Genomic DNA, 21279 nt, shown 5'->3' on the forward strand with positions numbered 1-21279 from the left:
CTTGCCTGTCCGCCACCACTACGGAGGTCCGGTGAACGATTCCTGGGACGAGTCGGCCGACGTCGTGGTGGTCGGCTTCGGCGCTGCGGGTGCCTGCGCCGCCATCGAGGCCGCCGACGCGGGCGCCCGGGTGATCGTGCTCGACCGGTTCACCGGCGGCGGCGCCACCGCGATCTCCGGCGGGATCGTCTACGCAGGTGGCGGCACTCAGCAGCAGCGCGAGGCCGGGGTCACCGACACCCCGGCGGCGATGGCCGGCTATCTGCGCGAGGAGGTCGGCGACGTGGTCGCGGCCGGCACCCTGCGCCGGTTCTGCGAGCAGAGCGCCGGGATGATCGAGTGGCTGTCCGGCCTGGGCGTGCCGTTCGACGCGCGCCGGTGCCCCTACAAGACGTCCTATCCCACCAACCGCCACTACCTGTACGTCTCCGACAGTGAGGGATCGACGCCGCGCGGGCACCGGGTTCTCGCCCGCGGCACCTCCGGGCGGGTGCTGGCCGCCCGGCTGACCGCCGCCGCCCGCGCCCGCGGCGTCGCGGTGCACACCCAGACCCGCGTCGAGCACCTGGTCACCGACTCCGGCGGCCGGGTGACCGGCGTCGAGTGCCGCACGCTGCGTGGTTTCCCGGCCCTGGCGCACCGCGTGCTGCACCGCTGGTCGGTGAAGCCGGCCCTGTACCTGCCGCCGGTGGGCCGCGCGCTGCACCGCCCGGTCACCTGGCTGGAGCGGCGCTACGGCCGCCCGCTGCGGATCGCCGCGCGCGGCGGGGTGGTGCTCTGCGCGGGCGGTTTCGTCTTCAACCGCACGATGATGCGCGAACACGCCCCGGACTACCGAGGCGGCCTGCGACTGGGCACGCCGGGCGACGACGGCTCGGGCATCCGCCTCGGCGTCGAGGCCGGCGCGTCCACCGCCCACCTCGACCGGGTCACGATCTGGCGCTTCCTGTCGCCGCCGTCAGCGATGCTCGGCGGCCTGCTGGTCGACCGAAACGGCCACCGGGTCTGCGACGAGTCCCGCTACGGCGCGGCGATCGGCGAGGCGATCCTGCGCTCGCCGGACGCGAAGGCCTGGCTCCTGCTCGACGCCGCGGTCCTGGCCGAATGCCGCCGCCAGGTGTGGTCGCAAACCCTGTGGTTCCAGCGCTGGCAGGCTATATGGCTGCTGACCGCCGGCCGCACCACCGGCCGAACCCCGGAGGCCGCCGCCCGCCGAGCCGGCATCGACCCCACCGGCCTGGCCACCACCCTCGCGGCGTATCAGCCGGCCGCGCCGGTGGGCGTGGCGGCGACCCCGGACCCCGCCGGAAAGCCCGCCGGCCTGGTGCGTCCGCTCGCTACCCCGCCGTACTCCCTGATTGATGTCTCCGTGCGGAACCGGACCGCTGTGCCGGCGCCGATGCTCACGCTCGGTGGTCTGCGGGTCGATGAGGACACCGGGCAGGTGCTCGGGGTGGCCGGGCTCTATGCCGCCGGGCGGACCGCGGTCGGGATCTGCTCCCGCAGCTATGTCAGTGGGCTCTCGCTGGCCGACTGCGTCTTCTCCGGGCGCCGGGCCGGACGCAGCGCCGCCATTTCGGACCGGGGAGGTCTGCATGCTCACCGAGGCTGATCGCCTTGCCCTCGCCGATCGGCTGCGGGTCGCCGAGCGCGACCGGGCCCCGATCGCGCCCCTGACGCGGGAGTGGCCCGGCATGACGGCCGCCGACGCCTACGCGATCCAGCTCGGCAACATCCGCCGCCGCGCTGGTGTGGTCGTCGGGCACAAGGTCGGCCTGTCGTCGAAGGCGATGCAGCAGATGATGGGCGTCGACGAACCCGACTACGGGCACCTGATGGCCGACATGCGGCTGTCCGAGACCGAGCCGGCCGACGCGAAGCGTTACTGCTACCCGCGGGTCGAGATCGAGGTGGCCTTCCTGCTCGGCGCCGACCTGCCGGGGGAGGGCTGCACCGAGGACGACGTGCTGGCCGCGACCGAGGCGTTCGCGCCGTCGATCGAGCTGATCGACAGCCGCATCCGGGATTGGAGGATCAGCCTGGCCGACACGATCGCCGACAACGCCTCGTCGGCCGGCTTCGTCATCGGCGTCGGCCGGGTGCCGCCGCACGAGATCGACCCGCGTGGGATCGACGCGGTGCTCTTCCAGAACGGCGAACCGGTCGCCCAGGGCCGATCCGACGCGGTTCTCGGCAACCCGGTGACCGCGGTGGCCTGGCTGGCCCGCACGGTCGCCGGCTTCGGGGTCCGGCTGCGCGCCGGCCACCTGGTGCTGCCCGGCGCCTGTGCCCGAGCCGTGGACGCCGCCCCGGGCGACGAGTTCCGAGCCGAGTTCACCGGCCTCGGCGAGGTCCGGCTGTCCTTCCGGGACGCTCCGGGTTTACGGGCGGGTTCGGCTGATCGGGAGGGGCGGGCATGACCAAGCTGACGGCCGCGATCGTCGGGTCCGGGAACATCGGGACCGACCTGCTTCACAAGCTGGTGCGCTCGGAGCGGATCGAGCCGCGCTGGATGGTCGGCATCGACCCGGACAGTCCGGGGCTGCGCCGCGCCGCCGACCTCGGCCTGGAGGCCAGCTCGAAGGGTGCCGACTGGCTGCTCGCCCAGGATCCGCTGCCCGACCTGGTCTTCGAGGCGACCTCGGCGGCCGTGCACCGGGCCTGTGCGCCGCGCTACGCCGAGGCCGGCATCCGGGCCGTCGACCTCACCCCGGCCGTGGTCGGCCCGCTGGTCGTGCCCGAGGTCAACCTGCGCGAACACCTCGGCGCGCCCAACCTCAACCTGATCACCTGCGGCGGCCAGGCGACGATCCCGATGGTCTACGCGGTGTCCCGGTGCACGCCGGTGAGCTACGCCGAGATCGTGGCCACCGTCGCGTCGCGCTCGGCCGGGCCGGGCACCCGGGCCAACATCGACGAGTTCACCCGCACCACCGGCCGGGCCCTCGAAACGGTCGGCGGGGCGGCGAAGGGTAAGGCGATCGTCGTACTCAATCCTGCTGATCCTCCGTTGGTCATGCGGGACACCGTGTTCTGCGCGATCGGCCCGGACGCCGACGTCGCGGCCGTCACCAAGTCGATCCAGGAGATGGTCGCCGAGGTCGCCCGCTACGTCCCCGGCTATCGGCTGCTCAACGAGCCGCAGTTCGATCAGGGCCGCGTCGCGATCTTCCTGGAGATCACCGGGGCCGGGGACTTCCTGCCGCCGTACGCCGGAAATCTCGACATCATGACCGCCGCCGCCACCCGCGTGGGCGAGGAGTTGGCCACATGTACATCCGAGTAACCGATTCGTCCCTGCGGGACGGCTCGCACGCCAAGCGCCACCAGTTCACCGTCGCCGAAGTCACCGCGGTCGTCGCCGCCCTCGACGCCGCGGGCGTGCCGGTGATCGAGGTGACCCACGGCGACGGCCTGGGCGGCTCGTCGTTCACCTACGGCCGGAGCCGCACGCCGGAGCAAGAGTTGATCAAGGCGGCGGCGGAGACCGCGACCAACGCCAAGATCGCGTTCCTGATGCTGCCGGGCATCGGCCTGTTCGACGACATCCGCGCGGCGGCCGGCAACGGCGCGACGGTCTGCCGGATCGCCAGCCACTGCACCGAGGCCGACATCACGGAACAGCACTTCGGCCTCGCCCGCGAGCTCGGCCTGGAGACGGTCGGCTTCCTGATGATGGCCCACTCCCAGCCGCCTCTCGAGTTGGCGAAACAGGCCCGGATCATGGCCGACGCCGGCTGCCAGTGCGTCTACGTGGTGGATTCGGCCGGCGCGCTCGTCCTGGACCAGGTCGGCGACCGGGTCGCCGCGCTGGTGGCCGAGCTCGGCGCCGACGCCCAGGTCGGCTTCCACGGCCACGAGAACCTCGGCCTCGGCGTGGCCAACTCGGTCCTCGCCGTGCGGGCCGGTGCCAAGCAGATCGACGGCAGCACCCGCCGGTTCGGCGCGGGCGCCGGGAACACCCCGGTCGAGGCGTTCGTCGGGGTCTGCGACAAGCTCGGCATCCGCACCGGCATCGACTTCTTCGCCATCGTCGACGCGGCCGAGGACGTGGTCCGCCCGGTCATGCCGGACGAGTGCAAACTCGACCGCCTGGCCCTGATCATGGGTTACGCCGGCGTCTACTCCAGCTTCCTGACGCATGCCTACGCGCTCGCCCAGCGCTACCAGGTCTCCGGCGCCGAGATCCTGGTCAAGGCGGGCGAGCGGCGCCTGGTCGGCGGCCAGGAGGACCAGCTCATCGACATCGCCGTCGAGCTCAGTAATAGGTGACCGAGACTTCGTCGCTGCGGGCCACCGCCTGGCAGGCGAGCGTGTAGCCCTCGTCGAAGTCCTCCTGCTCGAGCACCTCGTTGTTGACCAGGTCGACCTTGCCGCGCAGCAGCCGCAACGCGCACGCACCGCAGTGCCCCTGCCGGCAGGAGAACGGCGGGTTGAGCCCGGCCTCGATGATCACGTCGAGCATCCGCTTGCCGGCCGGCCACGGCAGATGGTGCGTCTGCCCGTCGATCTCGACCTCGAGGGTGGCGTCGGCCGTCTCCTCCGGAGTGATCTCGAAGCGCTCGACATGAACAAGATCCGGCGAAACTCCGGCTTGCTGCAAGGCGTCGCAGGCCATCGCGACAAAGAGTTCCGGTCCGCAGATGTACGCCTTCCGTCCGTCCCCGGGCGCAAGCAGGGCCGCCAGCGAGGCCGGGGACGGGGTGCCCCGCTCGCTGTCCAGCCAATGCGTCACGGTGAGCCGGTCCCCGGCCAGCGCGGCCAGTTCCCCGGCGAAGATGATCGACCGCTCGTCCCGGTTCGCGTAGATCAGGTGCAGCCGGCCGCGGCCGTGGGCCAGCACCGACTTGATGATGCCCATCACCGGCGTGATCCCACTGCCGCCGGCCAGCAGCAACAGGTCGTCGTCGAGCGACGCGGGCGAGAACTCCCCGGCCGGCGGCAGCAGTTCGAGGGTCTGCCCGGCGCGTACGTGATCGCAGATCCAGTTGGACGCCTGCCCGTCGCGTACCCGCTTGATGGTGATTTTCAGATCTTGATCGGTGTGCGGAGAGCTGGACAGCGAGTAGCAGCGGGCCCCGCTCCCCGGCACGATGACGGTGAGATATTGACCCGGGCGGTACGCGAACGTCGCGGCCAGCGCCGGCGGCACGGTCAGCACCAGCGAGTGCGCGTCGGCGGTTTCGGCAATGACCTCGGCGACGCGCAGCCGGTGCGCCATCAGCTCACCTCCAGCTTGCCCGCCCGGACCGCGTCGTCGATGCTGGCGCGCAGGTCTCGGCAGGTCGGCACGAGCGCGTTCAGTTTTGCCGCGCAGAGGCGAGTGGCGTCGGTCGTCCACTGCACGCTGGTCTGCTGCGGGCTCGACTTGCGCACCCGCACCAGGGCTTCGCAGCGGGCGCATTCCACCTTCTCGAACCCGCCCTCGAGGTATTCCTGCCGCTCGGTGAGCGTCATGACGCCTGCCGGGCCATGTTCTCGGCCACCTCGGCCGTCCACGTCTCGACCGCGCGGGTGGTGTCGACCTCGAACTCGTAGCGCGCCACCATGTCCTCGGTGACGTCCTCGACGTCGACGTAGAACTGCTCGTACCACCGGCGCAGCTGGTAGACCGGCCCGTCCTCGGCGCACAGCAGCGGGTTGTCGATCCGGCTCTTGTGCTTCCAGATCTCCACGTCCTGCTCGAACCCGATCCCGATGCCCTTGGCGAACTTCGCCGCCGCCTTGGCGGCCTGCTCGGTGCTCAGCCCCGGCAGCCGCTTGACGATGACCCCCCACTGGAGGACGAACGAGTTGGCCGACACCGGGTAGTGGCAGTTGATCAGCACCGACTCGATCTCGAGCCCGCGATAGTTGTTGAACAGGTAATCGATCATGTAGGACGGCCCGTAGTAGGCGGCCTCCGAGCGCAGCGTCGCGTCCCCCGACTGCTTCGCCGTGATCGGCACGTCCGGCCGCGGCCGGGTCTGCAGGAACTGCGACGCCACCTGCCCCTCGAGGACGTTCTTGAAGAACGTCGGGAAGGCGAAGTGGATGTAGAAGAAGTGCGCCATGTCGACGACGTTGTCGATCACTTCGCGGCAGTTGGCGCCGTCGATCCGGATCGAATCCCAGGTCCAGGCCGACCAGTCGTCGGAGAACGCGCCGTCGATCCGCGGGATCGCGACGTCCGGCGGCCTCTGTTGCGGGTCGTTCCAGACGAACAGCTGCCGGTTCTCCTCCTGCGTGTGCCACGACCTCGTCTTCGCCCGCACGGGCACGCGATGCGCGTACGGCACCGAGGCGCACCGCCCGTCGCCCCGCCACCGCCAGTCGTGGAACGGGCAGGCGATCTCGTCGCCCTTGATCGTGCCCATCGTGAGGTCGCCGCCCATGTGCCGGCAGTAGCCGTCGAGCACGTGCAGCGCCCCCGCCGAGTCGGCGAAGACCACGAGCTTGGTGCCGAACGCCTCGATCGCGTGCGGCTTACCGTCCCGGAACGAGTCGGCCAGCCCGAGACAGTGCCAGCCGCGGGCGAACCGGGCCGGGAGTACTCCAGGGTCAATGGTGCGCGCATCGCTCATCTGTAGCCCCTTAGGTAGAACGTGTTCTAGTATAGGGACCGTCGAACTCGCCAGCCAAGCCAGCGGAGGGATCTCATGGAGGGCACCGAAGCGGTCACCTCGGGCGTACGAGAGCTGTTACCGGTTCTACGCGACCGAGCACAGGAGGCCGAGGATCGCCGGCAGGTGTCCGCCGAGACGGTCAAGTCCCTCGCCGCCACCGGCTTCTTCCGGCTGCTGCAGCCGGCCCGGTTCGGCGGCTTCGAGGCCGACCCGGCCACGTTCTTCGGCTGCGTGCGCGACATCGCCGCGGCGTGCGGCTCGACCGGCTGGATCAGCTCGGTGATCGGCGTGCACAACTGGCAGATGGCGCTCTTCCCCGACCAGGCCCAGCAGGACGTGTGGGGCGACGACCCGGGCACGCTGATGTCCTCGTCGTACGCCCCCACCGGCAGGATCAAGCAGGTCGACGGCGGGTACCGGGTGAGCGGCCGCTGGAGCTTCTCGTCCGGAAGCGACCACGCGAGCTGGGTCCTGCTCGGCGGCATCGTCCCCGGTGAGGGCGATGCGCCCGCCGACTTCCGGACGTTCCTGCTGCCCGCCGCCGACTACACCATCGAGGACGTCTGGCACACGATCGGCCTGCGCGGCACCGGCAGCAACGACATCGTGGTCACCGACGCGTTCGTCCCGACCTACCGGTCACTCAGCTTCGGCGACACGGCCCGCTGCATCTGCCCAGGCCAGGAGCTGAACACGGCCCCGCTCTACCGGATCCCGTACGGTTCGATCTTCCCGTACACGATCACCACCCCGATCATCGGCATGGCCACCGGGGCGTACGACGCGCACGTGACTTATATGCGCGAACGGGTCCGCGCCGCCTACGCCGGGGTGCGCGCCGCCGAGGACCCCTACTCGCAGGTGCGGGTCGCCCGCGCCGCCGCCGACATCGACGCCGCCTGGCTCGCGCTGACCGCCAACATGCGCGAGCTGATGACCCTGGTCACCGCCGGCGAGAAACTGCCAATGCAACTGCGCTTGCGGGTACGCCGTGACCAGGTCCACGGCACCGAGTTGTCGATCCAGGCCGTGGACCGGCTCTTCGAGAATTCGGGCGGCCGCGCGATCTACACGAGCCACCCGATCCAGCGCTTCTGGCGCGACGCGCACGCCGGCCGCGTGCACGCCATCAACGACCCCGAACGGGCCCTGTCCATGTACGGGCGCGGCGAATTCGGCCTGTCCGTCGCCGACGCGATGGTCTGAGGCGGCATGACACTCCACTTCCACCGGGCCGGCCCGACCGGCGGCACCCCGGTCGTCCTCCTGCACGGCGGTGGTCCGGGAGCGTCGGCCTGGAGCAACTTCGGCCGTACGATCCCGGTCTTCGCCAAACGCTTCGACACGATCGCCGTCGACCAGCCCGGCTACGGCCGCTCCGAGCTGGGTCCGATCACTTCGCAGTACTTCACCCACTCGGCCGACGCCCTCGCCGCCCAGCTCGACGAGCTCGGCCTCGACCGGGTCGACCTGATCGGCAACTCGCTCGGCGGCGGCACCGCGGTCCGGTTCGCGCTGCGCCACCCGTCCCGGGCCGGCCGGCTCCTGCTGATGGGCCCCGGCGGTCTCAGCCTCAACGTGTTCGCCGCCGACCCGACCGAGGGCGTCAAACGACTGGGTGCGTTCGGGGCCGGCCCCACCCGGGAACGGATGGCCGGCTTCCTCCGTACCCTCGTCTTCAATCCCTCCCTGATCACCGACGAGCTGATCGACGAACGCCTCGCCGCCGCCACCACCCCGGCCGCCCTTCGCGCCCTGCGCGAGATGGGCGCCTCCTTCACCGACCCGGCCCGCTACGAGGACGGCCTGCTCTGGCGCGACGCCCATCGCCTCCGCAACGAGGTGCTGCTCGTGTGGGGCCGCGAGGACCGGGTCAACCCGCTGGACGGCGCCCTGGTCGCGCTCAAGCTCATCCGGCGCTGCCGGCTGCACGTCTTCGGCGGCTGCGGCCACTGGGCCCACCTGGAGAAATTCGACGAGTTCAACCGCCTGGCATTCGACTTCCTGGAAGGGGACAGGCCGTGAGTCTCATCCGATCCCTCGGCTACCTGCGGGTCGAGGCAACCGACGTCCCCGCCTGGCGCGAGTTCGGCGTCAAGGTGCTGGGCATGACCGAGGGCCGAGGCCCCGACCCGACGGCCGTCTACCTGCGCATGGACGACCTGCCGGCCCGCATCGTGGTGGTCCCCGGCGACCGCGACCGCCTGGCCGCCAGCGGCTGGGAGCTGGCCGACCCGGCCGCCCTGGGCCGGCTGGCCGGCGCCCTGGACGCGGCCGGCGTGGCGTTCAAACCGGCCGGCCCCGACGACCTCGCCGTCCGCCGGGTGGCCGAGATGATCAGCGTCGACGACCCGTCCGGCAACCGGTTGGAGTTCTTCTGCGGCGCCGCCCTGGACACCCGCCCGGCGCTGAGCAACTACGGCACCAGGTTCGTCACCGGCGACCAGGGCATGGGCCACGTCGTGCTGCCCGCCTTCGACGACGCGGCGTCCCTGCACTTCTGGACCGAGATCCTCGGCTTCCGCCTGCGCGACACGATGCGCCTGGTCCCCGAACACGTCGGCCTGCCGCACACCGACGAGCCGCTGTGGATGCGCTTCCTCGGCTGCAGCCCCCGCCACCACAGCGTCGCGCTGGCCCCGATCCCCGCCCCCAGCGGCCTGATCCACCTGATGACCGAGACATCGTCGATCGACGACGTAGGTTTGGCCATCGACCGCTGCGCCAAGAACAAAGCCCCGATGATCTCCACCCTGGGCCGGCACGCGAACGACGACATGATCTCGTTCTACGTGCGCACCCCGAGCGGCTTCGACATCGAGTACGGGTACGGCGGCCGGACGGTGGACGACGAGACCTGGGTGGCCCGCCAGACCACCGCGCACAGCGTGTGGGGTCATCGGTTCCTGAGGGCCGGGTGACCACCGTCCCGGCGGTGGACACCCGGGAGTTCCGCCGGGTGTTCGGCCACTTCTGCACCGGCGTCACGATCGTCACGACAGCCGACGAGGACGGCCCGGCCGGTTTCGCCTGCCAGGCCTTCACCCCACTGTCCCTGGACCCGCCGCTGGTGCTGTTCTGCCCACAGTCGACGTCGGACACGTGGCGCCGGATCCAGCGGGTTGGCCTGTTCTGCGTCAATGTCTTGGCCGAGGGGCATCACGAGCTGTCCCGGGCGTTCGGCACGCGGCGGGCCGACAAGTTCGCCGGGGTGGAGTGGACGCCGGCGCCGGGCGGGGTGCCGATCCTGCATGGTGCGTTGACCTGGGCTTCTTGCTCGGTCGAGGCGGTGCATCCGGGCGGGGATCACTCGATCGTGGTCGGTCGAGTGCAGGCGCTCGGCTCGTGCGGCGTGGATGGGCCGCTGTTGTTCTTCAAAGGCCGTTATCGCACTGCTGGGCCGGTCTCGCCCAGCGTTTCGCCTGAAGTCGTTGACACTCTTCTTGCCTGGCCTCGGCATACCGATTGGATTTGAGCTGTCTGCTTTGTGGGTTGGGCTTTCTTGCGGGAGGACGGCTGAGGGCCGGGGTGCCCACTCACGGCGGGTGGAGCGTTTCTATGCCGTGAGTGGGCACCCCGGCCCTCAACCTCGCGGGGGAGCCCGCGGCGGCTTGGCGATGGGTCGCCGGCCGCTGGGTGCCTGGTCAGGGTGAGCGGTCACCTGGCGGGTGGGTGGTCTGGCTGCCGCGCTGTGGTCTCTGTGCGGGAGTCTCTTGGGCGGGCCCGGCCTGGTGCGGGGTTACGCGAGCGAGACCGTGCCGGTTGCGGCCGAAGGTCCAGCTTCCCTTGCGCTTTGGGGTGGGGTCTGGGTGGGTGGTCACGGTAGGACACTCGGGTCGGGTTTGCGAGCTTGGGTCGTTCCCGCGGCTGTGAGGCTCGCGGATTCAGCACCGTGGACTCCTGCTCGTCGCGAAGGCCCGCGTTAGATTTCTGGACTGTACATCGGTTTCTGAATACAGGATCTGGTGTACTGTCCCTGGCGTGGAGACTGTTGCGCATGGTCAGGTTCTTGCTCGGTTTGGCCATGCTCTGTCGGATGCCACTCGGGCTCGGCTGTTGCTTTCGCTTCGGGTGGCGCCTGGGTATCCGGCTGAGCTGGCCGACTCGCTTGGGGTGACCCGGCAGAATCTGTCCAATCACCTTGCCTGTCTTCGTGGCTGTGGTCTTGTTGTGGCCGTGCCGGAGGGGCGGCGTACCCGCTATGAGCTCGCCGACAGTCGCATTCGGCACGCCTTGGATGACCTGCTCGGTCTTGTTCTTGCGGTTGACCCGGCTGCCTGCCCGGACTCCGCCGCCAAGGGCTGCTGCTGATGGACCTGCCGCTGATCTCGCTTTCCGCAGCCGGCCCGGACGCTGGTCGCCGGGCGCTGCTCGGCCGTCGGATCCGGCTGCTGGTGGCGGCGACCATCACCTACAACGTGGTCGAGGCCGTCGTTGCCATCAGCGCCGGAGCAGCCGCCGGCTCGACCGCGCTCATCGGGTTCGGGCTGGACTCCGTTATCGAGGTCTCGTCGGCTGCGGCGGTCGCCTGGCAGTTCGCCGGCCGTGATCCTGAGGCCCGGGAGAAGGTCGCGCTGCGGATCATCGCGGTTTCGTTCTTCGCGCTTGCCGCCTACGTCACCGTTGAATCCGTCCGTGCCCTGCTTGGGGACGCGCACGCCGGGCATTCGACCGTCGGTCTCGTTCTTGCCGCGGTGTCGCTCGCGGTGATGCCCGGCCTGTCCTGGGCTCAGCGCCGTGCCGGGCGTGAGCTCGGGTCCCGGACCGCGGTCGCCGACTCCAAACAGACTCTTCTGTGCACCTATCTGTCCGCGGTCCTGCTTGTCGGCCTCGCGGTCAACAGCCTCTTCGGGTGGAGCTGGGCCGACCCGATCGCCGCACTTGTCATCGCTGCGGTGGCGGTCAAGGAAGGCCGTGCGGCCTGGAAGGGTGACAGCTGTTGCGCGGCTGCGCCCGTCTCCGCCGCTACCGGGTGCTGCGGCGGCGACCACTGAGTTTCGTCAGGGGGTGGCTCGGGGGGCGTACATGATGACGGCGACGCCCAGTAGGCAGATGGTGGCGCCGATCATGTCCCAGCGGTCGGGGCGGAACTTGTCGACGACCATGCCCCAGGCCAGTGAGCCGGCTACGAAGATGCCGCCGTAGGCGGCCAGGATGCGGCCGAAGTTGGCGTCCGGCTGCAGCGTGGCTACGAAACCGTAGGCGCCGAGCGCGACCACGCCGGCGGCGATCCACCAGAGGCCGCGGTGCTCTCGCCAGCCCTGCCAGATGAGCCAGCAGCCACCGATCTCGGCTAACGCGGCCAGGACGAACAGCAGGATGGAACGGGCTACGGTCATGTTCGGCAACCTACCGTCGGATGATCATCGGCGATGGTGCCGAATGGCTGCGCAGGCCGGTCACGGGCGGATGCCGGCGGTGGCCCGCCGGGCGAGGGCGTCGAGGACCGCTACGTGTTCGGGTGGCACCTCGATGTCCAGCCGCAGCGTTCCGTCGCCGGATCGAGCTCCCGGCGTAGCGTCGTGGGCGACGGCCGGTACTGGGCGCGCAGCGCGGAGGCGAACAGGTCGTCGAACTCGGCTGGCCGCACCGGCCGTTCGACGGTCGGCAACGAGGATGGTGAAGTGTCTTGGCCTGGTGGTGGCAAACCCTGATCGGCGTCGGCGTGGCACTGCTGCTGACCTGGGTCGTTCTGCTGATCGTGCTGCTGGCCGCCAGGCCGGGCAAGTCGCAGCTCACCGAAGCGCTACGGCTTCTGCCCGACCTGCTGAGGCTGCTGCGCCGCCTCGCCGCCGACCGGAACCTGCCGCGCGGCGTCCGGGTTCGCCTCGGCCTGCTCCTCGCCTACCTGGCGCTCCCGTTCGACCTGATCCCCGACTTCATCCCCGTTCTCGGCTACGCCGACGACGCCATCATCACGATGGTCGTGCTGCGCTCCACCGTCCGCCGAGCCGGCCTGGACGCCGTCCACCGGCACTGGCCCGGAACCGACGAGGGCTTCGCCGCCTTGACCCGCCTCACCGGCCTCGACCGCTGACCGATCAGGCCGTAGCGCCTGGCAGCTTCCCGTCCTCCAGCGCCAGGCGCTCGACGTGCCCGACCCACTCTTCGTAGCCCTTCGGGGCAATGTCATCGACCCACGGCATCCAGGTGACCTCGGCTCCCTGCCAGCGCACGGAACGCCGTACCCGGCCCGATGCCGTGATGGATGCCGGGCTGTCCCGTCGCTCACTACGCAGGATCACGGCGCCCGCCGGGTCCTTCACCTCCACCCAAGACCAGCCGTCGCCCTCGCCGTCGATCTCGAACTCGACGTGCGCTCGGTACCGGCGGTCCGCGCTGGCTTTCGGCGCCCCGGTTTGCCGGAACCGGCACCCGTCGCGAAGGCAGGCTTGGTAAGCGGCCTCCAGCGGCCCGGTGTCCCAGTCCAGCGACGCGGCGAGTTGCAGCAGGTGATCCTGCAACCAGTCGAGGATCGCGGGCCGCCGCTCATGGTCCGGGAGTTCGAGCACCGCCGGGTCGTAGGGCGCGTCATGCACCTCGCCCAAGCCCAGGGAGGCCGTCATGGCAACGCCGGAGAAGCGCGCGGCTCCCGAGACAGACATCTCGACCGGGATGAATCGAGCCCAGGAGGTCTGCGCCAGCAGCGGCGCCCCGGTGTCCAGATGCAGGCTGTACAGCTTCGTCACGACGGTGGCGCACTTGGCGAACCGCTCCGCGCCCCGCGAGGCCCGAGAGGGCAGAAGGCGGCTGGGCCACTCGGACGGATTCGTATCGACAGAACGAAGACGAACCCCACGGCTAGGCACGGCCAAACCATACGACGCAGACCAGCAATGTGAGCGCAAGCGGACGAGTCTTGCTAGCTCACTGACCAAGGTACGGGCGCATAGCGGGTGCGGCTGCCGTATGTACGGTCTTCGAGTTCCACGAAGGCCAGGCCGGGGACCTCGGGAGCGAGTTCGCCATACACGTGGCGGGCAACCAGCTCGAATGTCGGCCGGAAGGCGAACTGTTCGGTCCACGGACCGTTGGCGAGCAGCTCAGCCCATACCGCGAGGCGCGCGGAAAACGCGTCTGTGTCGAAGAACCATCCTCGTTCGGTGAGATCGCCATCGTCGAAACCAACTCCCGCACGTAGGACGACCTCGACCCGTTCGCCGGGGACGAGCCGTTGTTGCTCAGCGGCCGCTCTGACGGGCGAAGGCAAGCCTTGGCGGGCGAAGAAGACGACACAAACATCGACCAAGAAGGGCATCTCACGATCATTCACTACCGCCACGACGGGGCTGGTACAGCTTCCGTCGCACACCACCCAGCTGGTCACGGGGTGACCGGGCGGATCCATGGGTCGAGGATCAGGTGGTCGAGGCCGATCGCGGCCAGCTTGTCGTACAGGGGCTCGGTCAACTGGACCATCATCACCCGCATCCTGCCGTTCTCCGAGCCGGCCAGGTAGATGCCCGACTGGCCGGTCCCGTCCATCAGCGCCCCGATTGCTTCGCCGGTGGTGGCCTGCAGCCTGTCCTCGGCGGCGATGCTGTGCCCGCCGGGTACACCGACCACGCAGAGGTTGCCGGTGTACATCGCCCGCAACGCCGCGCGGGCCTGGTCCACGTCGCCGCTGACCACCTCGACCACCAGGACGCGGGCGTTCCCGACGTGGGTCGCGAACGGCTCGGCGAACTGCTCGGCATGTGCGCGTACGTAGTCGCGGACCGGCTCGTCGGACCAGTCCTCGCCGTCGCGCCAACCACCGGCGGGTGCCGGGCACGGCGGGGTGTCCGGCGGCATATCGGGATCCCCGAGCCGGCCGGTCGACGGGGGCGAGTACGGCATCCGCTGGATGTCGGACAGCCGGCCCGGGTGCCACCGCCCGCGCACTGTCGCGCCGGGCGTCGGTTCGACGCCCGGGACCTGGATGCCCCACCGGCAGGGAGTGTCGAACAGGAGGGGGTCCGGGGCCGGCGAGCACATCCTCGAACCTGCCTCGACCGGGCCGCTCGCCTCGACGAGATCGCCCTCCCGGACGATCAGCCCGGACGGCCCCACTGCAACGCTACCCGGCACGTTTGCCCCCCCTGCGATCTCGCGCACTGGTCGCACGCTAATCGTTGATCAACACCGGTTTCCGCGATTCGCGGCGTTCGACCAGTGCTTTCTCGTTCGCGCATCGGCGGCCACGTGAGGCACGATCAAGATCGTGGAGACGACCTCAGCTCGGTTGCTGCGCCAGGCGCAGGCGACCTCCGATGTTGACGAACTGCTCAGCATCGGGTGCGACCTCGCGGACAGCGACGAGGCCGAAGGCGCAGAGTACTGCTTCCGGCGGGTGTCGGAGCTAGGCGAGGCCGCCGGCGCGTTCAACCTCGGCAACAGCCTGGCTGGGCAGGGACGCTTGACGGAGGCGGTGGACGCCTACGAGCTTGCCCTCGAGCGTGGCGAGACCGATGCGTGGCTGAACCTCGGCATGGTGCTGGACGACCTCGGCGACCTGGCCGGCGCGATGCGCGCGTACGAACAGGCCGAGCGGGCTGGCGACAGCGCCGGCGCCGTCTCACTGGCCTTCTCCCTGCGGGAGCAGGGTGAGCGTCCCGCAGCCTTCGAAGCGATGGAACGCGCCGAGGCAGCGGGCAACAACCTGGCCGCAGCGGTGCTGGCCTGCTGGCGGTGGTGCACGAGCCTCGACCCTTCCCTCGAGCCTGCCCTGCGCGCCGCAGCGGAGCTTTACCCCTCGGCCCGCGCGGACCTAGGCAGCCTGCTGGTGGAGACCGGGCGTGTGGAGGAGGGGCGCCGAGTGTTCCTGCGCGGCATGGAGTTGGGCGAAACCGAAAGCATGGTTCCGCTGGGAAACCTATACGCCGATGTCTTGGAAGACGATGCGGCTGCCGAAGCCGCCTACCGGGCAGGCGCAGAGCTCGGCGACACGCACGCACACCACAACCTCGCGAACCTGCTCGAAAGCCAAGGCGACCTGACCGGTGCCGAGCGACACTTCCGCCAGGCCGCGGAGGGCGGAGACACCTTGGCCGCGAGCAGACCGCCCAAACCGGCCCACCCACCCACCTCGGCCGGTCTCCGAGCGCTCGGCCGGGAGTTTGAGGGCAGAGCCTTCAAGGTCTTCAACCAGCAAGAAGCGCCGACCCCAACCGGTCAAGATAAAAGGCAGGCGACCCGAAGAGCTGAGCAGATGCGTACGAGCGACGCAGATACAAATGAGCGTCGTGCTCCCAGGTGATCGCCAGCCCGCCATGCATCTGAACCATCTCAGCAGCAACCGCCTGCAGAGCCTCCGAGCAGTAAACCTTGGCCATCCCAGCCAGCGTCGAAGCCGAGGGCGATCCAGCGACGAATGCCTCCGCCGCAGTCCACGAGGCCGTAGTAGCCGCCTCCAACCGAAGATATGCCTCGGCCAGGCGATGCTGCAAAACTTGGAACGACCCGATCGGCCGCCCGAACTGGACCCGCTGCTGCACATACTCATGGGTGGCCTCAAAGGCCTTAGCCGCCGCCCCCACCTGCTCAGCACTGAGCGCTACACAGGCCAAGTCGCGCAGCCACGGCCCCAGACCATCGTCGCCCCCGACGCGACGCCCCGGCACGTCGGCCAGCCCGACCAAGGCCAGCCGCCGGGTCGAGTCGAGCACGTCGGCTGCCTGCACCGTGACCTCGGATATATCCACCTCCCAGAGCGCCCCACCCGCCACCACCAGCAGGACCTCCGCGGCCTCGGCGTCGAGCACCTGCTGGGCCTCGCCGGTCAGCCGCCCGCCGTCAGCGGAGACATCGCCCTGCCAGGCCAGCGCGGCGATCCGGTCGCCGGCGCAGATGCCCGGCAGGAGGCGTTCGCAGGCTTCCGCATCACCGGCGCGCAGAAGCACCTGGGTGGCGAGCACCCCGCAGCCCAGCATCGGCCCGGGGGTAAGCGCCCGCCCCCATTCAGCAAGAACCACGACCGATTCGAGCAGGGAAGCTCCGGCACCGCCGTACGACTCCGGCACGGCCAGACCCGCCACCCCGATCTCCTTGCACAGCCGCTGCCAGAGGCCGGCGTCGAACCCGGCCTCCTGCTCGACCGCCACCCGGGTGGAATACCCCGACAACAGGCCGCGTACGGCGTCGCGCAGTGCCCGGTGCTCCTCGGTCAGTTCCATGCGGCCCCCTTGGTCAGCTCCGCCATCACCCGGGCGCGGTGGTCCGCCGGGGTGCCCCAGGCCAGGCTCAGCGCCCGCACCTTCGTCAGCCGGCGGCCCAGGTCGTGCTCCTGCGTGTAGCCGATCGCGCCGTGCACCTGCAGCGCCACCCGGGCGGCCCGGCACGCCGCGTCCGAGCAGGCCACCTTGGCGGCCGAGACGTCCCGGGCGGCCATCGTCACCGCGGCCGCGTGCAGCAGCGGCCGGGCGAACTCCAGGCCGACCGCGACGTCGGCCAGTTGCTGCTGAATGGCCTGGAACGAGCCGATCGGACGGCCGAACTGGACCCGGGCCCGCGCATGGGACACCGCCGCCTCGAGCAACGCCCGGCCGGCGCCCAGCAGCTGGGCGGCGCACACGAGCGCGCCCAAGTCGAGGGCGCGGCCGATCGCGGGGCACGGCGTCCGCGGGCCGGCCGGGGAGACCTCGAACAGGCGCCGGGTGTGGTCCATCGAGGCGTGAGCCGCGCCGGGGCGGGCCACGCCGACCTCGTCCCGGTCGGCGAGCAGCACCAGGTCGGCGGCGTCCGCGTCGGCGGCGTAGGGCAGCCACGGCGGTGCGGCCAGGGTCGCCAGGACACGGCCGGCGGCCAGGTCGGACAGCCAGCGACCGGGCGTCGCCGAGCGGCGACCCGTCGTGTCGTTGAGGTCCGTCTCGCTGAGGGCGGCCAGGAGGGTCGGTACGGCCGCGAGGCACTCGGCGACCGGGCCGGGGAATGCGTGGCGGCCCAGCTCTTCGGCGGCGATGACCAGGTCGGCCGGGGTGGCGTCGAGGCCACCGCAGCGGGCCGGGACGGCCAGTGCGGTTACCCCGGCCTCGGCCAGCCGGGACCAGATCTGCCGGATGGGGGCGTGGTCGCCGGCCGCCCAGCTGGCGGCGGCGTCCGGCACCGCGGCCGCGGACAGAAGGTCGTGCAGCGCGGCCGCGAAATCGGTCTGCTCGGGGGAGGGGACGAGCTTCATCGAGGGAGTCCGAGCACGCGCTGGGCGAGGATGCCGCGCTGGATCTCGTTGGTGCCCGCGTAGATCGGGCCGGCCAGGGCGAACAGATAGCCGTCGGTCCACGCCGCGTCGGTCTCGGCGTGCGGGCCGAGCAGGTCGAGCGCGGTCTCGTGCAGGGACACGTCCAGCTCGGACCAGAACAGCTTGGTGAAGCTCGCCTCGGCGGGGGAGTCGAGGGCGGCGAAGGCGCGCATCCGGTACGCCTGGGCGCCGATCCAAGCATCCACGACCCGATCCCGCAGGGCCTGCTCCTCGTGCTCCGGCCACAGCTCGATCAGGCGCTGGGCGGCGGCCATGAACCGGCCGGGGGCGCGCAGGCTGAGGCCGCGCTCGTGCCCGGCGGTGCTCATCGCCACCCGCCAGCCGTCGCCGGGCTCGCCGATCACGTCCGCGTCGGGGACGAACACGTCGTCCAGGAAGATCTCGGCGAAGCCGGGGTCGCCGTCGAGCTGCCGGATCGGCCGCACGGTCACCCCGGGGGCGCGCAGGTCGAACATCAGGTAGGTGAGACCGCGATGCCGACCGGCGCCGGGGTCGGAGCGGAACAACCCGAACGCCCGGTCGGCCACCACCGCGCGCGAACTCCACGTCTTCTGGCCGGACAACAGCCAGCCACCCTCGGCGCGCTGGGCCCGGGAGCGGATGGCGGCCAGGTCGCTGCCGGCCTCCGGCTCGGACCAGGCCTGCGCCCACACCTGGTCGGCCCGGGCCATCGGCGGCAGGATGCGGTCGCGCTGCTCCGGCGTGCCGTGCGCGAGCAGGGTCGGGGCGAGCAGGAACAGGCCGTTCTGGCCGATCCGGGCCGGGGCGTGGGCGGCGTGGTACTCCTCGTCGAACAGCAGGGCGTGCAGCGGCGGGACGGCCCGGCCACCGTAGCGCTCCGGCCAGGACACCACCGCGAGGCCCGCGTCGGCCAGCCGGTGCTCCCAGGCGCGGTGCGCGGCGTCGCCGGCCGGGGTGTCGACGCTGGGCAGCGGCTCGGCCGGGACGTTCGCGGCCAGCCAGGCGCGCACCTCGGCCCGGAAGGCGACGGCCTCCGCGGGCAGGTCGAGGTTCATGAGGAGGCTTTCTTCATGGCGGCCGGGTCGAGGCCGGCGAGGGGGTTGCCGGTGACCTCGGCGTTGTGCGCGTGCGCGACGTGGTGCAGGCCGAAGACCGAGTCCATGCCGGCTCGCATGCCCATCAGGTCCTCGCACTGGTTGACCGCGCGCTTGGCCAGGGCGAGGCCGAACGGCGGCATCGCGGCGATCCGCTCGGCCAGCGCGAGCACCGCGGGCTCGAGCTCGGCGCGCGGCACCACGCGATTGACCATGCCGATCTCGTACGCCCGGCGGGCGTCGAAGCGGTCGCCGGTGAACAGCACCTCGCGGGCGAAGCGGGGGCCGAGCATCCACGGATGCGCGAAATACTCGACGCCGGGGATGCCCATCCGCAGCACCGGGTCGGCGAAGAACGCGTCCTCGGCCGCCACGATCAGGTCGCACACCCAGGCCAGCATCAGGCCGCCGGCGATGCAGGCACCCTGCACCATGGCGATCACCGGTTTCGGGATCTCCCGCCACCGCCGGCACATGCCGAGGTAGACCTCGACCTCGCGGGCGTAGCGGCGGTCGGCACCTTCCTTGCCGGTGTGGTCCCACCAGATCGCCGCGCGCCGGGGGAACTCGATGTCGGCGTCCCGCTCGGGGGTGCCGATGTCGTGGCCGGCCGAGAAGTGCTCGCCCGCCCCGGCCAGCACGATCACCCGGACCTCGTCGTCGTCGACGGCCCGGGTGAACGCGGCGTCCAGGGCGTACGTCATCGCCGAGTTCTGCGCGTTGCGGTAGCGCGGCCGGTTCATCGTCACCAGCGCGACCACGCCGCGGCGTTCGTAGCGCACCTCGTCAGCCATCGGCCGCCTCCGTCCGCAGCAGGTATTTGAGGACCTTGCCGGAGGCGTTGTGCGGCAGCTCGGCGCGCAGCTCGACCGAGCGCGGCACCTTGTAGCCGGCCAGCCGGCCCCGGCAGAACTCGATCACCTCGGGCTCGGTGAGCGGGTGGCCGGGGCGGCCCACCACGAACGCCTTGCCGACCTCGCCGAGCCGGGCGTCGGCGACCCCGATCACCGCGGACTCGGCCACCCCGGGCAGCGCGGCCAGGGCGCGCTCCACCTCGGCCGGGTAGACGTTGAAGCCGCCGCAGATATACATGTCCTTGAGCCGGTCGGTGATCGTCAGGTAGCCGTTGTCGTCGAGCCGGCCGATGTCGCCGGTGTGCAGCCACCCGTCGGCGTCGATCGCGGCGGCGGTGGCGTCCGGGTCGTCCAGGTAGCCGAGCATCATGTTGGGCCCGCGCAGCAACACTTCCCCACCGGACTCCGCGATCCGCACTTCGAAGCCGGCGGCGGCCCGCCCGCAGGTCTCAGCCACGGTTCGCGCGTCGTCGCCGGGCCGGCACATGGTGGCCACCACCGCCTCGGTCAGCCCGTACGCGGTGAGCACGTCGGCGCCCAGCTCCTTGCGCATCCGGTCGACCAGGGCCGGCGGGACGGTGGCCGCGCCGGTCACCGCGAGGCGCAGGCTCGCCAGGTCGGCCCGGTCGGCGTCGGGGTGGTCCATCAGGCTGGTGTAGAGGGTGGGCGGGCCGGGCAGCACGGTGATCCGTTCGGCGCCGATCAGCGCCCGCGTGCGCGGCACGTCGAACACCGCCTGCGGCACGATGGTGGCGCCGCTGACCACGCAGGCCAGGATGCCGGCCTTGAGGCCGAAGCTGTGGAAGAACGGGTTGACCACCAGGTAGCGGTCGTCGGGGGTCAACCCGGCGATGCCGGCCCAGGCGGCGGCCACCGCCAAAGACTGCCGGTGCGCGCTCATCACGCCCTTGCTGCGGCCGGTCGTGCCCGATGTGAAGAGGATGTCGGCGACCGCGTCGGGCTCCACCGCGGCGGCGCGGGCGTCGGCCTCCCGATCGTCGATCGCGTCGCCGCCGGCCAGAAACTCGGGCCAGCCGCCGGGGAGCTGGACGATCAGGCCGGGAAGCGGTGTGCCCGCGGGGAGCTGGACGTCATGGCCGGGAAGTGGTGTGCCCGCGGGGAGCTGGACGTCAGGGCCGGCAAGTGGTGAGCCCGCGGCGGCGGCGCGCAGGGCCGCGAGCCGGTCGGTGCCGAGGAACGGGCCGACCACGACCAGACCACGGGCGCCGCTGCGCCGGATCACGTCGAGCGCCTCGACGCCGGTGAACCGGGTGTTGACCGGCACCAGGGTGACGCCGGCGTAGCTCGCGCCGAGCGCGGCCAGCACCCACTGCGCGGAGTTCGGCGCCCAGAGCGCCAGGCGGTCGCCCGGCTGCAATCCGGCGGCGATCAGGGCCCGTGCCACCCGGCGAACCTCGGCGAGGAGTTGCTCGTAGTCGAGCCGCTCGGCGCCCGGCTCGACCAGGGCCGGCGACGAACCGAACGCACGGGCCGCGCTGGTTATGGCGGCCGGAATCGTCGAGTCCACC

24 protein-coding genes are annotated in these 21279 nt (G+C 71.1%); 12 read left to right on the plus strand and 12 right to left on the minus strand.

Features of this window, described 5'->3' with window-relative positions:
- Positions 1–31: 31 nt before the first annotated feature.
- From Adu01nite_RS40740 to dmpG, 4 genes are read left to right on the plus strand one after another with little or no spacing between them, the layout of a single operon-like run.
- On the plus strand, positions 32–1612 hold the full coding sequence (locus tag Adu01nite_RS40740) for an FAD-binding protein (protein WP_203734709.1): 1581 nt from the start codon (positions 32–34) through the stop codon (positions 1610–1612).
- Positions 1596–2420 carry a 2-keto-4-pentenoate hydratase gene (locus Adu01nite_RS40745; protein ID WP_203734710.1) on the plus strand — a complete coding sequence of 275 codons (825 nt, stop codon included), beginning with the start codon at positions 1596–1598 and terminating at the stop codon, positions 2418–2420. Before Adu01nite_RS40740 ends, Adu01nite_RS40745 begins: the two co-directional genes overlap by 17 nt.
- The gene (locus tag Adu01nite_RS40750) at positions 2417–3286 is read left to right on the plus strand and encodes an acetaldehyde dehydrogenase (acetylating) (RefSeq protein WP_203734711.1); all 870 of its coding nucleotides are present in this window, start codon (positions 2417–2419) and stop codon (positions 3284–3286) included. Before Adu01nite_RS40745 ends, Adu01nite_RS40750 begins: the two co-directional genes overlap by 4 nt.
- Positions 3271–4272 (plus strand): 4-hydroxy-2-oxovalerate aldolase, encoded by a 1002-nt coding sequence (gene dmpG, locus Adu01nite_RS40755; RefSeq protein ID WP_203734712.1) that lies wholly within the window; start codon positions 3271–3273, stop codon positions 4270–4272. Before Adu01nite_RS40750 ends, dmpG begins: the two co-directional genes overlap by 16 nt.
- Here the strand turns inward: dmpG and Adu01nite_RS40760 are convergent.
- From Adu01nite_RS40760 to Adu01nite_RS40770, 3 genes are read right to left on the minus strand one after another with little or no spacing between them, the layout of a single operon-like run.
- Positions 4259–5221 (minus strand): ferredoxin--NADP reductase, encoded by a 963-nt coding sequence (locus Adu01nite_RS40760; protein ID WP_203734713.1) that lies wholly within the window; start codon positions 5219–5221, stop codon positions 4259–4261. The two genes, dmpG and Adu01nite_RS40760, sit on opposite strands and share 14 nt — an antisense overlap.
- Complete coding sequence (locus Adu01nite_RS40765) at positions 5221–5457, minus strand: hypothetical protein (protein WP_203734714.1); 237 nt, start codon at positions 5455–5457, stop codon at positions 5221–5223. Before Adu01nite_RS40765 ends, Adu01nite_RS40760 begins: the two co-directional genes overlap by 1 nt.
- On the minus strand, positions 5454–6563 hold the full coding sequence (locus Adu01nite_RS40770) for a 3-ketosteroid-9-alpha-monooxygenase, oxygenase component (RefSeq protein ID WP_203734715.1): 1110 nt from the start codon (positions 6561–6563) through the stop codon (positions 5454–5456). Before Adu01nite_RS40770 ends, Adu01nite_RS40765 begins: the two co-directional genes overlap by 4 nt.
- Before the next feature lie 75 nt (positions 6564–6638).
- Between Adu01nite_RS40770 and hsaA the strand changes: the two genes are divergently transcribed.
- From hsaA to Adu01nite_RS40800, 6 genes are all read left to right on the plus strand, one after another.
- The gene (hsaA, locus tag Adu01nite_RS40775) at positions 6639–7811 is read left to right on the plus strand and encodes a 3-hydroxy-9,10-secoandrosta-1,3,5(10)-triene-9,17-dione monooxygenase oxygenase subunit (RefSeq protein ID WP_203734716.1); all 1173 of its coding nucleotides are present in this window, start codon (positions 6639–6641) and stop codon (positions 7809–7811) included.
- 6 nt (positions 7812–7817) lie between these two features.
- Entirely contained in the window at positions 7818–8630 is an 813-nt protein-coding gene (hsaD, locus tag Adu01nite_RS40780) for a 4,5:9,10-diseco-3-hydroxy-5,9,17-trioxoandrosta-1(10),2-diene-4-oate hydrolase (RefSeq protein ID WP_203734717.1), read from the plus strand.
- Entirely contained in the window at positions 8627–9526 is a 900-nt protein-coding gene (gene hsaC, locus Adu01nite_RS40785) for an iron-dependent extradiol dioxygenase HsaC (protein ID WP_203734718.1), read from the plus strand. The genes hsaD and hsaC overlap by 4 nt, the downstream gene beginning before the upstream one ends.
- Positions 9523–10080: a 3-hydroxy-9,10-secoandrosta-1,3,5(10)-triene-9,17-dione monooxygenase reductase subunit gene (gene hsaB / locus Adu01nite_RS40790; RefSeq protein WP_203734719.1), complete on the plus strand. Its 558-nt coding sequence runs from the start codon at positions 9523–9525 to the stop codon at positions 10078–10080. Before hsaC ends, hsaB begins: the two co-directional genes overlap by 4 nt.
- A gap of 506 nt (positions 10081–10586) precedes the next feature.
- Positions 10587–10916: an ArsR/SmtB family transcription factor gene (locus Adu01nite_RS40795; RefSeq protein ID WP_203734720.1), complete on the plus strand. Its 330-nt coding sequence runs from the start codon at positions 10587–10589 to the stop codon at positions 10914–10916.
- Positions 10916–11599 (plus strand): cation efflux transmembrane domain-containing protein, encoded by a 684-nt coding sequence (locus Adu01nite_RS40800; protein ID WP_203734721.1) that lies wholly within the window; start codon positions 10916–10918, stop codon positions 11597–11599. The genes Adu01nite_RS40795 and Adu01nite_RS40800 overlap by 1 nt, the downstream gene beginning before the upstream one ends.
- A gap of 6 nt (positions 11600–11605) precedes the next feature.
- Here the strand turns inward: Adu01nite_RS40800 and Adu01nite_RS40805 are convergent, their stop codons facing one another.
- The gene (locus Adu01nite_RS40805) at positions 11606–11944 is read right to left on the minus strand and encodes a YnfA family protein (RefSeq protein WP_203734722.1); all 339 of its coding nucleotides are present in this window, start codon (positions 11942–11944) and stop codon (positions 11606–11608) included.
- Positions 11945–12234: 290 nt separating this feature from the next.
- Here Adu01nite_RS40805 and Adu01nite_RS40810 point away from each other — a divergent pair, with 290 nt between their 5' ends.
- Positions 12235–12642, plus strand: coding sequence for a YkvA family protein (locus Adu01nite_RS40810; protein ID WP_203734723.1), 408 nt, complete (start codon positions 12235–12237; stop codon positions 12640–12642).
- A gap of 4 nt (positions 12643–12646) precedes the next feature.
- On the opposite strand, the gene Adu01nite_RS40815 is transcribed toward Adu01nite_RS40810, so the two are convergent.
- The 3 genes from Adu01nite_RS40815 to Adu01nite_RS40825 all read right to left on the minus strand — a co-directional run bounded on the left by Adu01nite_RS40815 (position 12647) and on the right by Adu01nite_RS40825 (position 14657).
- Positions 12647–13294, minus strand: coding sequence for a hypothetical protein (locus Adu01nite_RS40815; RefSeq protein ID WP_203734724.1), 648 nt, complete (start codon positions 13292–13294; stop codon positions 12647–12649).
- A gap of 173 nt (positions 13295–13467) precedes the next feature.
- The gene (locus tag Adu01nite_RS40820; protein ID WP_203734725.1) at positions 13468–13863 is read right to left on the minus strand and encodes a hypothetical protein; all 396 of its coding nucleotides are present in this window, start codon (positions 13861–13863) and stop codon (positions 13468–13470) included.
- Positions 13864–13928: 65 nt separating this feature from the next.
- Entirely contained in the window at positions 13929–14657 is a 729-nt protein-coding gene (locus Adu01nite_RS40825) for a hypothetical protein (protein ID WP_203734726.1), read from the minus strand.
- A 151-nt stretch (positions 14658–14808) separates the two neighbouring features.
- On the opposite strand from Adu01nite_RS40825, the gene Adu01nite_RS40830 reads away from it, so the two are divergent.
- Positions 14809–15843 (plus strand): tetratricopeptide repeat protein, encoded by a 1035-nt coding sequence (locus tag Adu01nite_RS40830; RefSeq protein ID WP_239133094.1) that lies wholly within the window; start codon positions 14809–14811, stop codon positions 15841–15843.
- Here Adu01nite_RS40830 and Adu01nite_RS40835 read toward each other — a convergent pair.
- From Adu01nite_RS40835 to Adu01nite_RS40855, 5 genes are read right to left on the minus strand one after another with little or no spacing between them, the layout of a single operon-like run.
- Positions 15728–16753, minus strand: a complete 1026-nt coding sequence (locus Adu01nite_RS40835) for an acyl-CoA dehydrogenase family protein (RefSeq protein ID WP_203734792.1) — start codon at positions 16751–16753, stop codon at positions 15728–15730. The two genes, Adu01nite_RS40830 and Adu01nite_RS40835, sit on opposite strands and share 116 nt — an antisense overlap.
- On the minus strand, positions 16750–17760 hold the full coding sequence (locus Adu01nite_RS40840) for an acyl-CoA dehydrogenase family protein (RefSeq protein WP_203734727.1): 1011 nt from the start codon (positions 17758–17760) through the stop codon (positions 16750–16752). Before Adu01nite_RS40840 ends, Adu01nite_RS40835 begins: the two co-directional genes overlap by 4 nt.
- Positions 17757–18857: an acyl-CoA dehydrogenase family protein gene (locus tag Adu01nite_RS40845; protein WP_203734728.1), complete on the minus strand. Its 1101-nt coding sequence runs from the start codon at positions 18855–18857 to the stop codon at positions 17757–17759. The genes Adu01nite_RS40840 and Adu01nite_RS40845 overlap by 4 nt, the downstream gene beginning before the upstream one ends.
- On the minus strand, positions 18854–19690 hold the full coding sequence (locus Adu01nite_RS40850; protein WP_203734729.1) for an enoyl-CoA hydratase: 837 nt from the start codon (positions 19688–19690) through the stop codon (positions 18854–18856). The genes Adu01nite_RS40845 and Adu01nite_RS40850 overlap by 4 nt, the downstream gene beginning before the upstream one ends.
- Positions 19683–21278, minus strand: coding sequence for a FadD3 family acyl-CoA ligase (locus Adu01nite_RS40855; protein WP_203734730.1), 1596 nt, complete (start codon positions 21276–21278; stop codon positions 19683–19685). Before Adu01nite_RS40855 ends, Adu01nite_RS40850 begins: the two co-directional genes overlap by 8 nt.
- Position 21279 lies beyond the last annotated feature (1 nt).

Source organism: Paractinoplanes durhamensis (assembly GCF_016862175.1).
Taxonomy (GTDB): domain Bacteria; phylum Actinomycetota; class Actinomycetes; order Mycobacteriales; family Micromonosporaceae; genus Actinoplanes; species Actinoplanes durhamensis.